Below are 15,973 nucleotides of genomic sequence, written 5' to 3'. Positions count from 1 at the left end.
CCTACGACCCGGTACGGTCCGGCGCCCAGCCGGGCCCGCCGACCACGAAGACGAAAGGAGACGAGATGTCCCGCATCGACGAGCCTGGCCCGGCCGGCCCGGTCCGGGCCGACGTCGAGGAGGCCGCCCGCCGGCTGGCCGGCCAGGTGGTGCGCACCCCGGTGTTGCGCTCACCGGCGATCGACCGGCTGGCCGGCGTCCGGGTGCTGATCAAGGCGGAGAACCTCCAGCACGGCGGCTCGTACAAGATGCGCGGCGCGTCGCTGGCGGTCGGCCGGCTCGCGGCCGGCGGGCACGGCGGCGTCGTCGCGCAGAGCACCGGCAACCACGCGGTGGCGGTGGCGCTGGCGGCGCGCTGGCGCGGGCTGGCCGCCACCGTGGTGCTGCCGGCGGACGCGGCGCCGACCAAGGTCGCCCGGGCGCGGGCGGCGGGGGCCCGGATCGTGCTGGCCGACACCGCCGCGGAGCGGCTCGCGCTGACCCGCGAACTCAGCGCCGCCACCGGTCACCCGGTCGTCGACGCGTACGACCACCCGGACGTGATCGCCGGGCAGGGCAGCGCCAGCCTGGAGCTGATCGAGGACGCCGAGCGGGCCGGCACCCCGCTGGACGCGCTGGTGCTGCCGGTCGGCGGCGGCGGTGGGGCGGCCGGCGCCTGCCTCGCCGCCACCGGCCGGCCGATTGAGGTGTACGGCGTGGAGCCGGTCGGCTGCGACTCGCTGGCCCGGAGCCTGGCCGCCGGCCGGCCGACCCCGGTCCCGCCGGCGCCGACGATCGCCGACGGGCTGCGGCCGGCCTGTGTGGGCAAGCTGCCGTTCGCCATCCTGCGCACCGCGCTGCGCGGGGTGGTCCGGGTCGACGACGAGCAGATCGCTGCGGCGTTCCGGCTGCTGCTGCTGGAGCTGAAGGTGCTGGCCGAGCCGTCCGGGGCGGCCGGCCTGGCCGGCGCGCTGCGGATTGCGGCGGACGGCCGGCACCACACCGTCGGCGTGGTGCTGACCGGTGGAAACGTCGAGGCAGAACTGGTGGCCCGGTTGGCGGCCGACCGGTTCGCCCAGGTCACGAGTGTGGAAGGGGCGGCGGCATGAGTGCGCCGGTTCGGATCGGAATCCTGTTCGGCGGCCCGTCCGCGGAGCACGAAGTGTCCTGCGCTTCGGCCCTCGGGGTGGCCCGGGCACTGGCCGGCGGCGGCTACCGCACGGTCGCCATCGGGGTGACCCGAACCGGGGGCCTGCGGCTGGTGCCGGACGTCGTGCTTGCGGAGTTGCGCGACGGCGCCGGGACGGACCGGGCCATCGACGACCGGCTGACGGTCACCGGGCCGCCGGTCGAGCTGCGGGCGGGCCGCCGGCCCGGAACGGCCGTGGTGACCGCAGCGAACGCGTCCGGCGCGGTGCACGCCGAGCTGGACGTGGTCTTCCCGGTGCTGCACGGCCCGTTCGGCGAGGACGGGGTGGTCCAGGGGCTGCTCGAGTCGCTGGGCGTGCCGTACGTCGGGTGCGGCATCCTCGCCGCCGCGGTTGGCATGAACAAGGTGGCGATGAAGCGGGCACTGCGCGCCGAGGGAGTACCGATCACCCCGCACGTGGCGTTCGACGCGCAGGCCTACCGGGCCGCCGACGACCCGGAGAAGCTGGTGGTGGGGCTGCGGCGGCCGCTGTTCGTCAAGCCGGCCAGCATGGGCTCGTCGATCGGCATCTCCCAAGTGGCCGAGGGCGACGACCTGGCGGCCGCGATCGAGGAGGCGTTGCGCCACGACCAGGTGGTGGTGGTCGAGCAGGGCGTCACCGGCCGGGAACTGGAGTGCGCGGTGCTCGGCGGGTGGCGGCCCGAGGCGTCGGCGGTGGGCGAGGTCCGGGTCTCCGGCGGCTGGTTCGACTACCGGCAGAAGTACTTCGGCGACGCCGACCCGATGGTCGTCCCGGCGGTGCTGCCCAGGGAGGTGACCGACCGGATCCAGGAGCTGTCGCTGCGGGCGTTCGCCGCGATCGGCGGCTGGGGGCTGGCCCGGGTCGACTTCCTCTACGACGAGGCGGCCGGCGAGCTCTACGTCAACGAGCTGAACACCATGCCCGGCTTCACCGCGCACTCGATGTATCCGAAGGTGTGGGCGGCGGTCGGCGTCGGCTACCGGGAGATCGTGGACCGGTTGGTGCGGCTGGCCTTCGCTCGCCACGCTGAACGCGCGGCCACCGCCAGTGCCGCCACCGGGGAGCCGCGATGATCCTGCTCGCCGATCCCCGGGTGGCGGCCGTGCCCAGCGCCGACGACGGCGACCCGCTGGTGGACCTGCGCGACCTGCCGGAGCTGCGGCTGGACTCCCGGGCGGCGGACCCGGCCGGCGCGTACGCCCGGGTGCGGCGGGGGGTCGCGGACCGGCTGTTGGCGGCGCAGCGCGCGCTGCCGGCCGGCCTGCGCCTGCTGGTCGTCGAGGGCTACCGGCCGTACCGGGCCCAGTTGGAGATCTTCACCGGCTACCGGGAGGAACTGCGCCGGGCGCACCCGGACTGGTCGCCGGATCGGCTGCACCGGGAGACCACCAAGTTCGTCTCGCCGGTCGAGGTGGCGCCGCACAGCACCGGCGGGGCGGTAGACCTGACCCTGTGCACCGAGGACGGGGTCGAGCTGGATCTCGGCACCGAGATCGACGCCACCCCGGAGGCCAGTGCCGACGCCTGCTTCACCGACTCGGCGGCCGTCTCGGCGACCGCCCGGCGACACCGGCAGATCATGGGTGCCGCCCTGCGCGGGGCGGGCCTGGTGAACTACCCGACCGAGTGGTGGCACTGGTCCTACGGCGACCGGTACTGGGCGTTGCTGACCGGTGCCCCGCACACCCGTTACGGCCCGGTGTGACCGGGCGGGGCGCTCAGCGGAAGGCGTCGGCGTGTGCGCGGACCCGGTCGGCGAGGGTACGCGGCGGCCGGCCGAGCAGCCGCTGCACGGTGTCGGTGACGGCGGGCCGGCGGCGGGACAGGCGGCCGGGTCTAGGCTGCTTCGCGTGGAGTCCGCAGCGTTCTACGTCGCCTCCCGCCCCGCCCACGGCGAGGGCGAGCTGACCGTCCACCACCCGTACGACGGGCGCGCCGTCGGGCGTACCACCCTGGCCACGACCGACCAGGTCGAGGCGGCCGTCGCGGCAGCCGCCGGGGTGGCGGCGGAGGCCGCGGCCCTGCCCGCGCACGCCCGCGCGGCGGCCCTCGACCACGTGTCCCGGCGGCTCGCCGAGCGGGCCGACGAGGTCGCACTGCTCATCACCGCCGAAGGTGGCAAGCCGCTGAAGTGGGCGCGGGCCGAGGTAGGCCGGGCCATCTCCACCTTTCGCTGGGCCGCCGAGGAGGCCCGGCGGTTCTCCGGCGAACTGCAACGCCTCGACACCGACCCGACCGCCACCGGGCGGATCGCGCTGGTCCGGCGGGCGCCCAAGGGCCCGGTGCTCGGCATCACCCCGTTCAACTTCCCGCTCAACCTGGTCGCGCACAAGGTCGCCCCGGCCGTCGCGGTGGGCGCGCCGATCGTCGTGAAACCCGCCCCGGCCACCCCGCTGTCGGCGCTGCTGCTCGGCGAACTGCTCGCCGAGACCGACCTGCCGGAGGGAATGTTCTCGGTGCTGCCGCTGCCCAACGAGCGCGCCGCCGAACTGGTCGCCGACCCCCGGCTGCCGGTGGTGTCGTTCACCGGCTCCGGCCCGGTCGGCGCGGCGATCCGGCGCGCCGTGCCCGACAAGCACGTCACCCTGGAGCTGGGCGGCAACGCCGCCGCCGTGATCTGCGAGGACTGGAACACCGACGAGGACCTGACGTACGCGGCGCACCGCATCGCGACGTTCGCCAACTACCAGGCCGGGCAGTCCTGCATCGCCGTGCAGCGGGTCTACGTGCACGAATGGCTCTACGACGCGTTCCTGCCCCGACTGGTCGCGGCCGTGCAGGAGCTGCGCACCGGCGACCCGTCCGACGAGCTGACCGACGTGGGCCCGCTGGTGTCGGAGGAGGCCGCCCGACGGGTCGAGGCCTGGGTGGACGAGGCGGTCACCGCCGGCGCCACCATCGAGGTGGGCGGCCGGCGCGAGGGTGCCACCTACCCGCCGACGGTGCTCACCGGGGTGCCGGCCGACGCGAGGGTCAGCGCCGAGGAGGTCTTCGGGCCGGTGCTGGTGGTCGCCCGCGTCGAGCACGACCGGGCCGCGTTCGCCGCAGTCAACGACTCGGCGTACGGGCTCCAGGCCGGCGTCTTCACGCACCGGCTGGACGTCGCCTTCGCCGCGCACCGCGCCTTGGAGGTCGGCGGGGTGGTCGTCGGGGACGTGCCGTCCTACCGGGCCGACCAGATGCCGTACGGCGGGGTGAAGGGCAGCGGGGTCGGGCGCGAGGGCCTGCGCAGCGCCATGGAGGACTACACCGACCCGCGCGTCATGGTGCTGACCGGGGTGACGTTGTAGGTCACCAGGTGCCGTCGTCGCGGACCCGGGCCGGGGCCCGGCCGAGCAGCAGGGTGGTCAGGGCGGCGTCGATGTCGTCGCCGAGGAACCACTCGCCGGCCTGGTCCAACGCGAACACCCGCCCCCGCTCGTCGACGGCGAGGATGCTCTCCTGCCGTTCTGTGCCGATGGGAAAGAGGCGCGTCCCGAGGACACTGGCGAAATCGGCCAGGGTGTCGGCGCTGTGGGCGACCTGACGTGGGCGGATGTCGAACCGCGAGATCCACACCTGCTCGCCGGGCCCGCGTCGGGCGCCGACCAGGCTGGGGAAGGCAGTGAGCGTCGCCAGGGCCGCCGGGAAGCCCGTGTGGGTGGACGTCCTGCCCCGGACCGCACTCACATCCCGGATGGCGGAGATTGCGACGATCTCGTCCCCGAAGTGGGGTCGCCAGCCGGCCGCGACGAGCGCCTGCGCAACCTCGTGCGGGAAGCGGCCGGGATCGGGGTCCGGCTGCGGATCCGGCTGCCACGGCAACGTGAAGGCCCGGTCGGACCAGGGCAGCAGGTTGAACTCCACGAGCAGGTCCACACACGAGTCGCACGGACGGTCGGCCGGGCCGCCATGCGGATCCCCCGGCTCGCGCACGCGGAAGACCTCGAACCGCGCGCTCTGGAGAAGATCCTTCGCGTCGGCCATGCTGAGCGGGGCGACGCCCTCGGCGGCGCGACGCTGGTCGTAGTCGTGCAGGACGTCGGAGACGACGATCAACTCGGCGTGCCGGTCGCCGCCGCGCACCAGGTGCCCGGTGGGCAGGTCGTCCAGATAGGCGCGCACCAGCGGGTGGTGGTGCAGCTCGATGTCGCCCTTGGCTCCCCGCGCGCGGAACAGCCGGCCCTCGACGGTCAGATGCGCCGCCGTGCCGGGGGTGGGCAGCCGGTGGATCTCGCGGAGCAGTTGGCCCGCGGGATCGACCGTGCGTGGCGCGGCGACGCCCTCCGGCCGACTCCGGCGGTACATCTGCTCGACGACCTCGACCGGCACGCGCGGCCAGGTGGTCACCTCGCCGGTCCGCTTGTCCACCACGGTGGTCGGCAGATCGCCCGGCACCGCCCGCGCCTCCACGGGCACAGTGGACGTGATCACGTAGCCGAGGTCGAACTCGTCGACCGTCGGCCTGCACTCGTGACCCAGGCGCTGCGAGTCGCGGCGGGCCCACACGGCGGCGATCTGCTCGGCCTGCTGGCGATCGATCACGGGCTTGAAACTACCGGACCCCACGGAATCGTGGCGCCCGGTATGGTTCGCCCTACCGACGGTGACCGGGGAGGGTGGCGTTGGCCGAGAGCGTGGACCGGGACGCCAATCGCGCGCTGCGGGCGCGGTTCGACGAGGTGTACGGGAACTACCAGCGACTACGGTCCGGTCTGGACGAGTTGCAGGCCCGGCTCGCCGAGCTGCGGGTGACGGAGCGCTCCGAGGACGGCCAGGTGACCGCCACCGTCGGGGCTCGGGGCGACCTCATCTCGGTGGAGATCCACCCCTCCGTCTACCACGACCGGGACGCGAAGGCGTTGAGCCGGAAGATCACCACCACGGTGCACAGGGCCGGTGCGGCGGCGGTGTCCGCCACGCAGGAGCTGGTGGCCGGATATCTGCCCGCCGGTTCCGGTGCGGTCGACTTTCTGCGTACGGGTGACTTCGGGTCGTTGCTGGGCCGGGCGGACTCGGCGCTGCGCCGGGGCGAGTGATGGACGGGCAGCTCTGGCTCGACCCCCAGCGTGCCCGGCGCGGCGGGGCCGACCTCTCGCTCGCCGGCGAGGCCGTCGTCGCCCGTCGCCGCGAGGTGGGCGGCGCGATCGCGGCGGCGAGCGCGTCCCGCCCCTGGGGGAAGGACGACATCGGGGCCGCCTTCGAGCAGAAGTACCGGGGCATAGAGGAGTTGGTGCTGCGCGTGTGGGAGGGCGTCGGCCGGCACCTCGACGGGCTGGGCGCGGACGTGGTCCGCTCCGTCGACGCCAACCTGCGCACCGACGCCGCGAGCGCCGGTCGGTTCGACCGCGCCGGCGACCGGCACCAGCAGCGCTGATCCGCGGAGGAGACTCGGATGAGCCTGTTGCCGAGCCCCATCCCGCACCCGCTCGACTATTCGCCCTGGGATCTGCCGGGCTGGGTCTACGAGGCCCTCGACTGGGTGATCGGCGTCGAGTGGCCGGAGGGCAACGAGCGCGCGGTCTGGGAGCTGGCCGACCAGTGGTATTCGGTGGCCACCGCACTGGCCGGGCCGCGCGCCGACGCGGTCGCCGCCGCCGGTGAGGTGCGCGGCGGGTACGGCGGCGTCGGGGCGGTCACCGCGGCGTTCGACACCGCCTGGCGTCGGGTCGCCGAGGGCGACGAGGCGCCGCTGCCCGTGCTGCTCGCCGTCAGCACCGAGCTGGGCAGGCTGGTCGAGGAGTGCGGCTGCGACATCGAGGGCGCCAAGCTCGAGGTCTGGATCGAGCTGGGCATCCTGGTGATCGAACTGTTGTCGCTGGCGGTCGCCACCGTGCTCACCGCCGGCGCGGCCTCGCCCGCCGCCGGGGCCGCGATCACCGCCACCCGGCTGATCGTGCAACAGATCTTCAAGCGACTCATGGCGCAGCTGGCCCGCAAGTCGCTCAAGCAAGGGCTCAAGGAGGCCGGCGAGCGAGCGGCGAAGGAGGTCACCAAGGGCGGTGTGCGGGGCATGGGCCGGCGGGTCGCACTCGGCGGCCTCTCCGAGGCGGCTGAGGAGAGCGGGGTCAACCTCGCCACCCAGGCATACCAGAACTCGACCGGCCGACGACACGGGCTGGACCTGACGGAACTGGGCACGACGGCGGTCGGCGGCCTGGCCGGCGGGGCGGTGGCGCCGCTCGCCGGCCTCGGCCGGCACGCCACCGGGCGGGGTGCCCGGATCGGGGAGCACGTCGGTCGCGAGATGACCGGTGAGGTGATGGCCGAACAGGCCGCCAGCCTCGCCACCGGACAGGGGCTGACCTCCGTGGAGGACGCGGCTCGCGCGGCCGTGTCCGGCGCCCGGGGCTCGGCCACCGCCCAGGCCGACGCGGCGCTACAGGCCCGGCTCGACGGTCAGCTCAGCGCCCTGGCCGGAATTTCGCTGCCGTCGACGGCGGGAACTGGCGGGATTTCGGTTCCTCCCGACGCGCCGACGGACGCCGCCTCGGTTGCCGTGCCAGGGGCGGGAGCGGGGTCGACTGCGCACGGCTCAGGGGTATCGGCCGGCGGGACAGGGGAGGGCCACCGGGGTGCCGAGGCGGTGCCGCCGCCCCGGCAGTCGCCAGAGAGCCAGACGGCGTCACCCGAGCCCTCGACGACGCCCACCGTCCGGGTTGGCGACACGACCGAGGGTGTGACTGCCGCCGGGGTCGAACGGGCCAGTGCGACGGTTCCCGTCCCGTCCGCGCTACCGGAACCTGCCACAAGCCCGACGCTCTCCTCGGTCACGACGACGCCCGTGGCTGCCAACGCCGCCGTCTCCACCGGTACCGACGTTCAGACGACCGCCTCCGGAGGCGTCCCGAGCAGTGTCGGCTCCGGAAACGCCGCAGGCGGCGCTGGCGTTCCGGCCGCGCCGGTGGCGGCGTCGGCAGTCGGGGCCGGGGCGACCGTGGGGACCCCGGCGGGCGGGCAGACCCCCGTCACGCACCCCGAGCCGAGAACTGCGGGCGCGTCCGTCCCGGTTGCCGGCCACGCGCCGCCGGTTCCCAGCCCCGAGACCGCCGGACGAGGAGCCGCCGGAGCGGGATCGGCGCATCCACCGCAGGCACCGCCCACCCGACTGCCTCCACTCGACGCGCCAGCACCCACGCCGAACCCGCACGTCCGCTCCGACTCGACGGCGGCCGGCCAAGACGGATCATCCGTTCTCCAGATCAGGACTCCGGAGTGGTACGCGGCCAGGTGGGCGGTCGACCGGGATGCGTTCGAGAGACGACGCTATCGCGGCTACTTCGAGTCGCAACGGGCGTGGTTCGAGGACAAGCGCCGCTTCGACGAGGTCACCCGGCTCAGGGCACGCGCGGAGGAATACGACCAGAGAGCGCGGGATTTCGCGGCCCACGCGTCCTACCTGCGCCAGACAGGTCAGGCGCGCCAGGCTGCCAGGTGGCAGTTGGCGGCGGACGACGAGATGCGGGCGTACGGGGAGTGCCTCGACTACGCGGAAGCGGTGCTGGCCGGCAGCGCCGTGCCGTCAGTGGTGGGCGTCGTCGACCCCGCCGATTTCCGCCGGATCAACGACGACGTCGGCGACCTGGCGCTCGGCGCGGTGGAGACCGGGGACCGTTCGGCGTTGACGGGTGACGACCATCCGCCGCCCGTGGACCGGTCGCGGAGCTACGGCCAGCCCGGAGGTCTGCGTCCGCCGCTCGCACTGCACCAGACCGACATCGAACGGCGGATGCCCCGCGAGCCCGACGGGAGCGTCAAGCGGACCGCCGACCCGCGACTGGGCGGCTGGTTCCGGCTGGTGAACGACGGTGGGCCGGAAGCCGATCCGACCCGCGCCATCAACTGCATCGACTGCACCCTGTCGATGTTCGACACGTGGATGCACGGCCGGCCCCGGGTGGCCGCGCCCCGCACCTTCGACGCCTACCTGGCCGGCGACGTCACGCGCCCCATCAACGGAGAACAGGGCGGCATCGGGCGGGTTGAGGACGTCACCGGGGGGCGCTTCCAGCGACTCTGCCAGCCGACCGACGACGTGCAGGGTGCCGAACGGCAGCGGGCCATCGACGCCGGCTACCGCAACCTGCACGATCAGCTCCGCATCGGCGGCCACGGCAGCTTCGCGTTCATCGTCAACAGTTGGGAGGGCGGCGGGTCGCACATCTGGGTCGCCCTCAACCAGCACGGCACGGTGCTCTACCTCGATCCGCAGACCAGGGTCCTGTCGGATGCGCCTCTCTACCGGCACCGGGGCACCCCGCACCCGTACAACGCGGTCGACACCGAGGTGCTCGTGCTGGGCCCGGACGCACGGCCCATGCCGCTGGGCGGGCTGCGGCGCGGCCGGTTCAGCGAGCGACCGGACCTGCCGGAACACCCGCCTGTCGAGACAGATCAGGGGTACGGCGAGCCGTACCTGAACCGCATGCACCTGCTCGACGGTCCCGGATCAGTAGGTCCCGGTGCCGCCCAGGCGGAGGATGGACCCGATCAGGGCAGGCGAGGAGGGCCTGCTGGTCTTGCTAGCCAACTGTCCTCCGAGGAATTGGCTGCCCTGACCGACCTGCACGCCAAAGCGGCGGCTGCTGCTGACGGGGTTGAGAGTGCGCTTACGCAAGTGGGTAGGCGAGTGACAGACACTCTGCAACTAGACCGCTCGGTAGCTCTACGAGACCGGGAATTCCGGTTGAAGAGCCTTGACTCCCTTGTTCGGAAGTACCTCGACGAAGCGCAAGCTGTGGGGGTTTCAATCGAGGACTTCGCGGCCGAGGTGAACGACGTTCTCAGGTTCACCTTCTCTATGCCCTCTAAAGATCGATATGGGCAAGCTGTGCGGGCTGTAATTGCTGAGTTGATCGAGGCGGGTTATACTGTTCATCCTGAGGCGTGCAAGAATTTCTGGCGCGCCGGAAATCGTTTTTATGGATTTAACTGCACGGTGGTCTCGCCGCAAGGGCAGACGTTCGAGCTTCAACTCCACAGCGATCAGTCGAGGAACGCGTGGCTGTCCACGCATCAATCATACGAGGTGCTTCGCCGTTCCTCGGAGCCGCCGGAGCGGCGCGTCCGAGCTCTTCTCAAGATGCTCGCGACGAACCGCGAGCTTGGTATGCCAGGTCAGGTACCGCGCGACTTGCACGAGGATTTTCCGACCAAGGACAGTACGTTTGCCAAGTGGATACTCGCGAACCGTCGCGTGTGGGGGGATTACTTGCATTGGCTGCGCCGCCAAGGGCGATCGTTCTCCGAGGCGGTCGGGGAGTTTGGCCTGACTGTCGACGATTTCCCGATTGCCCCTGAGTTGCTAACGAGGCTGGACGAGGGCGATGTTGACCTATTACGTGATCTATAGAGACGAAGAAAAGGCCAAGCCGGCAGGGATATTTGTCCTGGATACGGCCAGCGAGGCTGCTGTGCTTTGGAATCACCGTCAAGGTTCTTGGACCTACAACTCTGAACTGGTTGCGCGATTTCTGGATGACCACCGGAACCTTGATCGATACGAGAATGTCGACAGGTCGACGGTCGAAGGGCTGGCGGTGTTGGTGACCGGCAGGGAGTTGCCTGAGGAGGCCGCGCTCCTCTCGATGTTGGAAAGAGGGTCAGGGCGAACTCAATAAACTGCCCAGATGCGCGACGTGAGGATGACGGCCGTGTGTTCGGGAGCAGGCCACCGAACAGCCATGACGACGGACGGGCCGGAAAGGGTGCCTGACGTGGTGGGAGCGCGGGTGGATCCGCCGGGCAGCGTGGCGGAGGCGTTGGCCGTACAGGAGCGGTTGCGTCCGTTGGTCGACCTGGTCGGGCCGGGGCCGGCCGAGCCCGCGACGGTGGCCGGCCTGGATGTCGCGTACGCGGAGAGCGGTGACCGCCTCGCGGCGGCCGTGACGGTGCTGGACGCCCGGACCCTCGCGGTCGTCGACTCGGCGGTCAGCGTGGGCCGGCCTGCCTTCGACTACGTCCCGGGGCTCTTCGCGTTCCGGGAGCTGCCCGCGTTGCTCGACGCGCTCGACCGGCTGACCGTACGCCCGGAGGTGCTGGTCTGCGACGGGCACGGGCTGGCCCATCCGCGCCGGTTCGGGCTGGCCTGCCACCTGGGCGTGGTGACCGGCCTGCCGGCGATCGGGGTCGGCAAGACGCCGTTGCTCGGGGCGTGGGCGCCGCCGGCCGACCGGCGCGGTGCGTGGACGCCGCTGCGCGACGGGGACGAGGTCGTCGGTCGGGTGCTGCGCACCCGCGACGGTGTGAAGCCGGTCTTCGTCAGTGTCGGCCACCGGGTGAGCCTCGACAACGCGACCGCCCGGGTGCTCGCCCTGACGCCGCGCTACCGGCTGCCGGAGACCACCCGCACCGCCGACCGGCTCTGCCGGGACGCGTTGGCCGCCGCCGCACCGGGCTGAGGCGCCGGGCGCCTGCGCCGGGGATGGGGGCGGATCCGCCGCCGCACCGGACTGAGGCGAGCCGGGGCGGGCGCCGCGCCGAGGCCGGGAGCGGATCCGCCGCCTCGGTCGGGACGGGTGCCGGGCCGTGGGCGGGGTCAGGATCGACGGGTCGGGACGGGTGCCGGGCCGTGGGCGGGGTCAGGATCGACGGGTCGGGACGGGTGCCGGGCCGTGGGGGCGGGGCCAGGAGCGCCGGGTCGGGACGGGTGCCGGGCGGTGGCCGTCGGGGTAATCCGGAGCACATCCGGAACGTTCGATGACCCGGGCCCACCCGGGCACGGTAGTAGCCTACCGGCGGACCCCCGTCGGGGGAGGAACGGCGAGGTGATCATGGCGGTACGTCGGCACGTGGCGCGGCTCGCGACGGTCTGTGCGCTGCTGGGTGGCCTGGTGGCGCTCGGCGCGACGCCGGCGCTCGCCGATGACGACTCGGTCCGGGTGCGGTCGGCCGGCAGCTTCACGGCCGGTGGTTCGGCCGAGGGCGTCTCGATCGAGGTGCGCAAGCGCAGCGGCGGCTGCGTGCTGCTGCGCACCGCCCTTGGCCTGCGCCTGGGCGGCCTACGCGCCGACCAGGTCCGGGCGCAGGTCAACGTGGGTGGCCGGTGGTTCCCCGTCTCGCTCTCGGGCGGCGGCGGCAGCGTGGCGACCCCGGCGACCTCGCCGGCGAACCCGCGGCTGTGCAAGGGCAAGAGCGCGACGGTGCGCTACCGGGTGGCGTTCGTGGCGGGTGCGCCGGACGGTCGGCTGACGGTCGCCGGCGAGGCCACCAGCGCCCTCGGGCGGCTGCTCGGCCGGGGCGCCGAGACTTCCCGGGTGGTCGGCGGCCGGGCCTCGGCCTCGCCGACGCCGTCGAAGAAGCCGTCGCCCACCCCGAGCGCGGTCACCACCGAACCGGCGAGCGCCGATGCGGACGTTACCGCGGCGGCCCTCGCCGGCCAGGGCGCCGGTGCGACCGTCAACGCCGCCGAGGAAGAGTCCGGCGGCGGCTCGATGATCATGTTCTTCGGCATCGCCATGGTCGCCGTCGGGATCCTGCTCATCGTCCTGCTGTTCCGCCGTTCGCGGGCGGACAAGGAGCCGGCCGACGACCTGTCGCACCTCCCGCTGCCGCGCAACCCCGGCGGCACCACCTACCGCTCCGCGCAGGGCCCGACCGCCGCCCCCACCCCGCCCGGCCAGGTGTACGGCCAGCAGCCCGCCCCGGGCGTGTACGGGGGAACGCCCGCGCCGCGTCCGGCCGGCGGCGTGTACGGCAGCCGCCCCGGCCCGGAGGCGCCCGGCCCGGCCACCCCGCCGCCGGCGCCCGCCCCGCCCGGGGCCCCGATGTCGGCGCCGCCCGCCCCTGGCCAGTACGGCCGGCCGACGTCGGCTCCGCCCGCCTCGTCTCCGCCCGCCTCGGGGCGGCCCGGTGACCCTCCCCCGGAGGCCGGCGGCGGCGACCACACGGTGTTCATGCCCCGGCTCCCCGGCTGAGCCGGGCCGCCCGGCGCCCCTCCGATACGCTCAGGCCGTTGACGACCTGCGGCGCGAGGAGCGAGACCGGTGTCTGATCTGTCCCAGATCGTGAAGGCCTACGACGTCCGTGGGACGGTGCCGGACCAGTGGGACGAGCGCACCGCCGAGGCGCTCGGCGCGGCCTTCACGCAGGTGCTGGACGCGTACGACGAGCCCGGCGACGCGGTGCTCGTCGCGCACGACATGCGCGCCACCGGCCCCGGCCTGGCCGCCGCCTTCGCCGCCGGCGTGCGCGCCGAGGGGCGCTCGGTGATCGAGCTGGGGCTCGCCTCGACGGACATGCTCTACTACGCCTCCGGTTCGCTCGGCCTGCCCGGCGCGATGTTCACCGCGAGCCACAACCCGGCGCAGTACAACGGCATCAAGATGTGCCGCTCCGGCGCCCGCCCGATCGGGCAGGACAGCGGCCTGGCCGAGATCCGTGACCGGGCGCAGGCCCTGCTGGACAAGGGCGAGGCGCGTCCGGCCGGCGGGCCGGCCGCGCCCGCCGAACGGCGTGACCTGCTGGCCGACTACGCGGCGTACCTGCGTGAGCTGGTCGACCTGTCGGGCATCCGCCCGCTGAAGGTGGTCGTGGACGCCGGCAACGGCATGGGTGGCTACACGGTCCCGACGGTGCTGGGCGACGCCGCCCTGCCGGCGCTGCCGCTGGAGATCGTGCCGCTCTACTTCGAGCTGGACGGCACGTTCCCCAACCACGAGGCCAACCCGCTCGACCCGGCCAACCTGGTCGACCTGCAGCGCGCGGTCGTCGAGCACGGGGCCGAGATCGGCCTGGCGTTCGACGGCGACGCCGACCGCTGCTTCGTCGTGGACGAGCGGGGCGAGCCGGTCTCGCCGTCGGCGATCACCGCCCTGGTCGCCGCCCGCGAGCTGGCGAAGCACCCCGGCTCGACGGTGATCCACAACCTGATCACCTCCACCGCCGTGCCGGAGATCATCCGCGAGCACGGCGGCGAGCCGGTCGTCGCCCGGGTGGGGCACTCCTTCATCAAGGCGGAGATGGCCCGGACCAACGCCATCTTCGGCGGCGAGCACTCCGCCCACTACTACTTCCGGGACTTCTGGTTCGCCGACACCGGCATGCTCGCCGCGATGCACACCCTGGCGGCCCTCGGCGAGCAGTCGCTGCCGCTGTCCGTGCTGGCCGGCGAGTACGAGCGGTACGTCGCGTCCGGCGAGATCAACTCGACGGTGGCCGACCAGGCCGCGAAGGTGGCCGAGGTGCGGGCCGCGTACCCGCAGGCCGAGGCCGACGAGTTGGACGGCCTCACGCTGCGCTTCCCGGACGGCGCGTGGTTCAACCTGCGCGCCTCCAACACCGAGCCGCTGCTGCGACTCAACGTCGAGGCGCCGACGCGGGAGCGGATGACCGCCCTCCGCGACGAGGTGCTCGACCGGGTTCGCCGATAAGATCGCCTGCGCCGGTCGGCACCGTCGATCGGTGAAACCGCATACGTGGAAGGAGCCGCGCCGTGGCCCTGGACCCGCAGTTGCTGGAAATCCTCGCCTGTCCGGACACGCATCACGCCCCGCTCGACTACGACGCGGAGGCGCAGACGCTGACCTGCACCGAGTGCGGCCGGATCTTCGAGGTCCGCGACGACGTGCCGGTGCTGCTGCTGGACGAGGCACGCGGCCCCGCGGAGCGGTCGTGATCGACGGTACGGCCGGAGTCAGCGGCCGGCGGGAGCCCGACGAGGCACTGCTCGACGACCAGGACGCGCTCGTCGCGCACGACCCGGGCGACATGCTGCGTCACACCGCCTCCGCCGGCGCGCAGGTCCGCGAGTCGGCCGCCCTGGCCGCCGAGGCCAACCTCCAGGTGCTCGCCGACGAGGGCCGGCCCCGCGCCGTGGTCATCGCCGGCATCGGCACCGCCGGGCGTACGGGCGACGTGCTGGCGACCGTCGCCGGGCCGCGCTGCCCGGTGCCGGTCATCCCGCACCGCAGCGCCGGCGTGCCGGGCTGGGTGGGCGCCGCCGACGTGGTCATCGCCGTCAGCGCCTCCGGCCGCAGCCCCGAGGCGCTGGGCGCCGCCGAGGCCGCGCACCGGCGGGGTGCCCGGCTCGTCGCCGTCGGCGCGCCCGACTCGCAGCTGCAGTCGGTGGCCGAACGCGCCCGGGCGCCGTTCATCCCGGTGCCCCGGCGCGCCCCGGCCCGGGCCAGCCTGTGGGCGCTCACCGTGCCGGTCCTGCTCGCCGCCCGTACGCTCGGCCTGGTGAAGGTCAACGAGGCGGATCTGGCGGAGACCGCGGCCCGGCTCGACGCCGACGCCGACCGGTGCCGCCCGACGGCGGAGTCCTTCGTCAACCCGGCGAAGTCGCTCGCCCTGGGCCTGGCCGGCTCGGTGCCGATCGTCTGGGGCTCGTCGCCGCTGGCCACCGTCGCGGCCCGCCGGTTCGGCGACACCCTGTCCGCCAACGCCCGCTATCCCGTGGTCAGCGGGGCGCTGGGCGAGGCGGGGCGTGGGCGGGTCGGCCTGCTCGACGGCGTCTTCGGTGGCCTCGCCGAGGGGGAGCGGGACATCTTCGCCGACCCCGACGACGAGGCGCCGGCCGGCACCCGGCTGCGGCTGGTGCTGCTGCGCGACGGCGGGCTGAACCCGGAGGACGACGCCGACGAGCCGCTCGACGTCGAGGAGCGCCGCGCCGACGCGGTGCAGACCCTCGCCGAGCGGCGCGGCGTCCGTTGCGACGTGGTGACCGCCGAGGGCGGCTCCGCGCTGGAGCGGCTCGCCTCGCTGGTCGCCGTGCCGGACTTCGCCTCGGTCTACCTCGCCCTGGCACACGGACTGGACCCGATGGCCGTACCGGCCATCACCGAGATGAAGGAGCTGGCAAACCAGTGAGCGATAGCAGGGAACGGGCCGAGCGGCGCACCGCG

General features: G+C 73.7%; 14 protein-coding genes. 13 read left to right on the top strand and 1 reads right to left on the bottom strand.

Features of this window, described 5'->3' with window-relative positions; translation table 11 throughout:
• Positions 1-65: 65 nt before the first annotated feature.
• The 4 genes from GA0070606_RS11140 (at position 66) to GA0070606_RS11125 (ending at position 4,441) form a co-directional block, all read left to right on the top strand.
• The gene (locus tag GA0070606_RS11140) at positions 66-1,088 is read left to right on the top strand and encodes a threonine ammonia-lyase (protein WP_091097469.1); all 1,023 of its coding nucleotides are present in this window, start codon (positions 66-68) and stop codon (positions 1,086-1,088) included.
• Positions 1,085-2,224 (top strand): D-alanine--D-alanine ligase family protein, encoded by a 1,140-nt coding sequence (locus tag GA0070606_RS11135; RefSeq protein ID WP_091097465.1) that lies wholly within the window; start codon positions 1,085-1,087, stop codon positions 2,222-2,224. Before GA0070606_RS11140 ends, GA0070606_RS11135 begins: the two co-directional genes overlap by 4 nt.
• A complete protein-coding gene (locus GA0070606_RS11130) occupies positions 2,221-2,856 on the top strand; it encodes a M15 family metallopeptidase (protein ID WP_091097461.1) in 636 nt (211 codons plus the stop codon). Before GA0070606_RS11135 ends, GA0070606_RS11130 begins: the two co-directional genes overlap by 4 nt.
• A gap of 145 nt (positions 2,857-3,001) precedes the next feature.
• A complete protein-coding gene (locus tag GA0070606_RS11125; RefSeq protein WP_091107589.1) occupies positions 3,002-4,441 on the top strand; it encodes an aldehyde dehydrogenase family protein in 1,440 nt (479 codons plus the stop codon).
• A gap of 1 nt (position 4,442) precedes the next feature.
• Here GA0070606_RS11125 and GA0070606_RS11120 read toward each other — a convergent pair whose 3' ends face one another.
• Positions 4,443-5,675 (bottom strand): SUKH-3 domain-containing protein, encoded by a 1,233-nt coding sequence (locus tag GA0070606_RS11120; RefSeq protein ID WP_091097458.1) that lies wholly within the window; start codon positions 5,673-5,675, stop codon positions 4,443-4,445.
• Positions 5,676-5,749: 74 nt separating this feature from the next.
• Here GA0070606_RS11120 and GA0070606_RS11115 point away from each other — a divergent pair, with 74 nt between their 5' ends.
• From GA0070606_RS11115 to GA0070606_RS11080, 9 genes are all read left to right on the top strand, one after another.
• A complete protein-coding gene (locus tag GA0070606_RS11115; protein WP_245724653.1) occupies positions 5,750-6,169 on the top strand; it encodes a YbaB/EbfC family nucleoid-associated protein in 420 nt (139 codons plus the stop codon).
• A complete protein-coding gene (locus GA0070606_RS11110) occupies positions 6,169-6,507 on the top strand; it encodes a hypothetical protein (RefSeq protein ID WP_245724652.1) in 339 nt (112 codons plus the stop codon). The genes GA0070606_RS11115 and GA0070606_RS11110 overlap by 1 nt, the downstream gene beginning before the upstream one ends.
• An 18-nt stretch (positions 6,508-6,525) precedes the next feature.
• Positions 6,526-10,482, top strand: coding sequence for a toxin glutamine deamidase domain-containing protein (locus GA0070606_RS11105; RefSeq protein ID WP_091097451.1), 3,957 nt, complete (start codon positions 6,526-6,528; stop codon positions 10,480-10,482).
• Positions 10,460-10,750, top strand: a complete 291-nt coding sequence (locus GA0070606_RS31900; RefSeq protein ID WP_218106006.1) for a hypothetical protein — start codon at positions 10,460-10,462, stop codon at positions 10,748-10,750. The genes GA0070606_RS11105 and GA0070606_RS31900 overlap by 23 nt, the downstream gene beginning before the upstream one ends.
• A 96-nt stretch (positions 10,751-10,846) precedes the next feature.
• Positions 10,847-11,530 (top strand): deoxyribonuclease V, encoded by a 684-nt coding sequence (gene nfi, locus GA0070606_RS11100; RefSeq protein WP_245724651.1) that lies wholly within the window; start codon positions 10,847-10,849, stop codon positions 11,528-11,530.
• A 372-nt stretch (positions 11,531-11,902) separates the two neighbouring features.
• Positions 11,903-13,045, top strand: coding sequence for a hypothetical protein (locus GA0070606_RS11095; RefSeq protein WP_176737300.1), 1,143 nt, complete (start codon positions 11,903-11,905; stop codon positions 13,043-13,045).
• A gap of 69 nt (positions 13,046-13,114) precedes the next feature.
• Positions 13,115-14,500, top strand: coding sequence for a phosphomannomutase/phosphoglucomutase (locus tag GA0070606_RS11090; RefSeq protein ID WP_091097443.1), 1,386 nt, complete (start codon positions 13,115-13,117; stop codon positions 14,498-14,500).
• 62 nt (positions 14,501-14,562) lie between these two features.
• Positions 14,563-14,745 (top strand): Trm112 family protein, encoded by a 183-nt coding sequence (locus GA0070606_RS11085; protein ID WP_091097439.1) that lies wholly within the window; start codon positions 14,563-14,565, stop codon positions 14,743-14,745.
• Positions 14,742-15,938: an SIS domain-containing protein gene (locus tag GA0070606_RS11080; protein WP_091097436.1), complete on the top strand. Its 1,197-nt coding sequence runs from the start codon at positions 14,742-14,744 to the stop codon at positions 15,936-15,938. Before GA0070606_RS11085 ends, GA0070606_RS11080 begins: the two co-directional genes overlap by 4 nt.
• The last annotated feature ends 35 nt before the right edge of the window (positions 15,939-15,973 follow it).

The sequence above is a fragment of the Micromonospora citrea genome, assembly GCF_900090315.1.
GTDB classification, from domain to species: Bacteria; Actinomycetota; Actinomycetes; order Mycobacteriales; family Micromonosporaceae; genus Micromonospora; species Micromonospora citrea.
The sequence above is the reverse complement of the archived record's forward strand: the minus strand, read 5'-3'. Positions and strand labels throughout refer to the sequence as shown.

What these genes read in the sequence shown, in the direction of transcription:
- GA0070606_RS11140 (WP_091097469.1), top strand. Translation starts at nt 66, where the DNA reads ATGTCCCGCATCGACGAGCCTGGCCCGGCCGGCCCGGTCCGGGCCGAC.
- GA0070606_RS11135 (WP_091097465.1), top strand. Translation starts at nt 1,085, where the DNA reads ATGAGTGCGCCGGTTCGGATCGGAATCCTGTTCGGCGGCCCGTCCGCG.
- GA0070606_RS11130 (WP_091097461.1), top strand. Translation starts at nt 2,221, where the DNA reads ATGATCCTGCTCGCCGATCCCCGGGTGGCGGCCGTGCCCAGCGCCGAC.
- GA0070606_RS11110 (WP_245724652.1), top strand. Translation starts at nt 6,169, where the DNA reads ATGGACGGGCAGCTCTGGCTCGACCCCCAGCGTGCCCGGCGCGGCGGG.
- GA0070606_RS11105 (WP_091097451.1), top strand. Translation starts at nt 6,526, where the DNA reads ATGAGCCTGTTGCCGAGCCCCATCCCGCACCCGCTCGACTATTCGCCC.
- GA0070606_RS11095 (WP_176737300.1), top strand. Translation starts at nt 11,903, where the DNA reads ATGGCGGTACGTCGGCACGTGGCGCGGCTCGCGACGGTCTGTGCGCTG.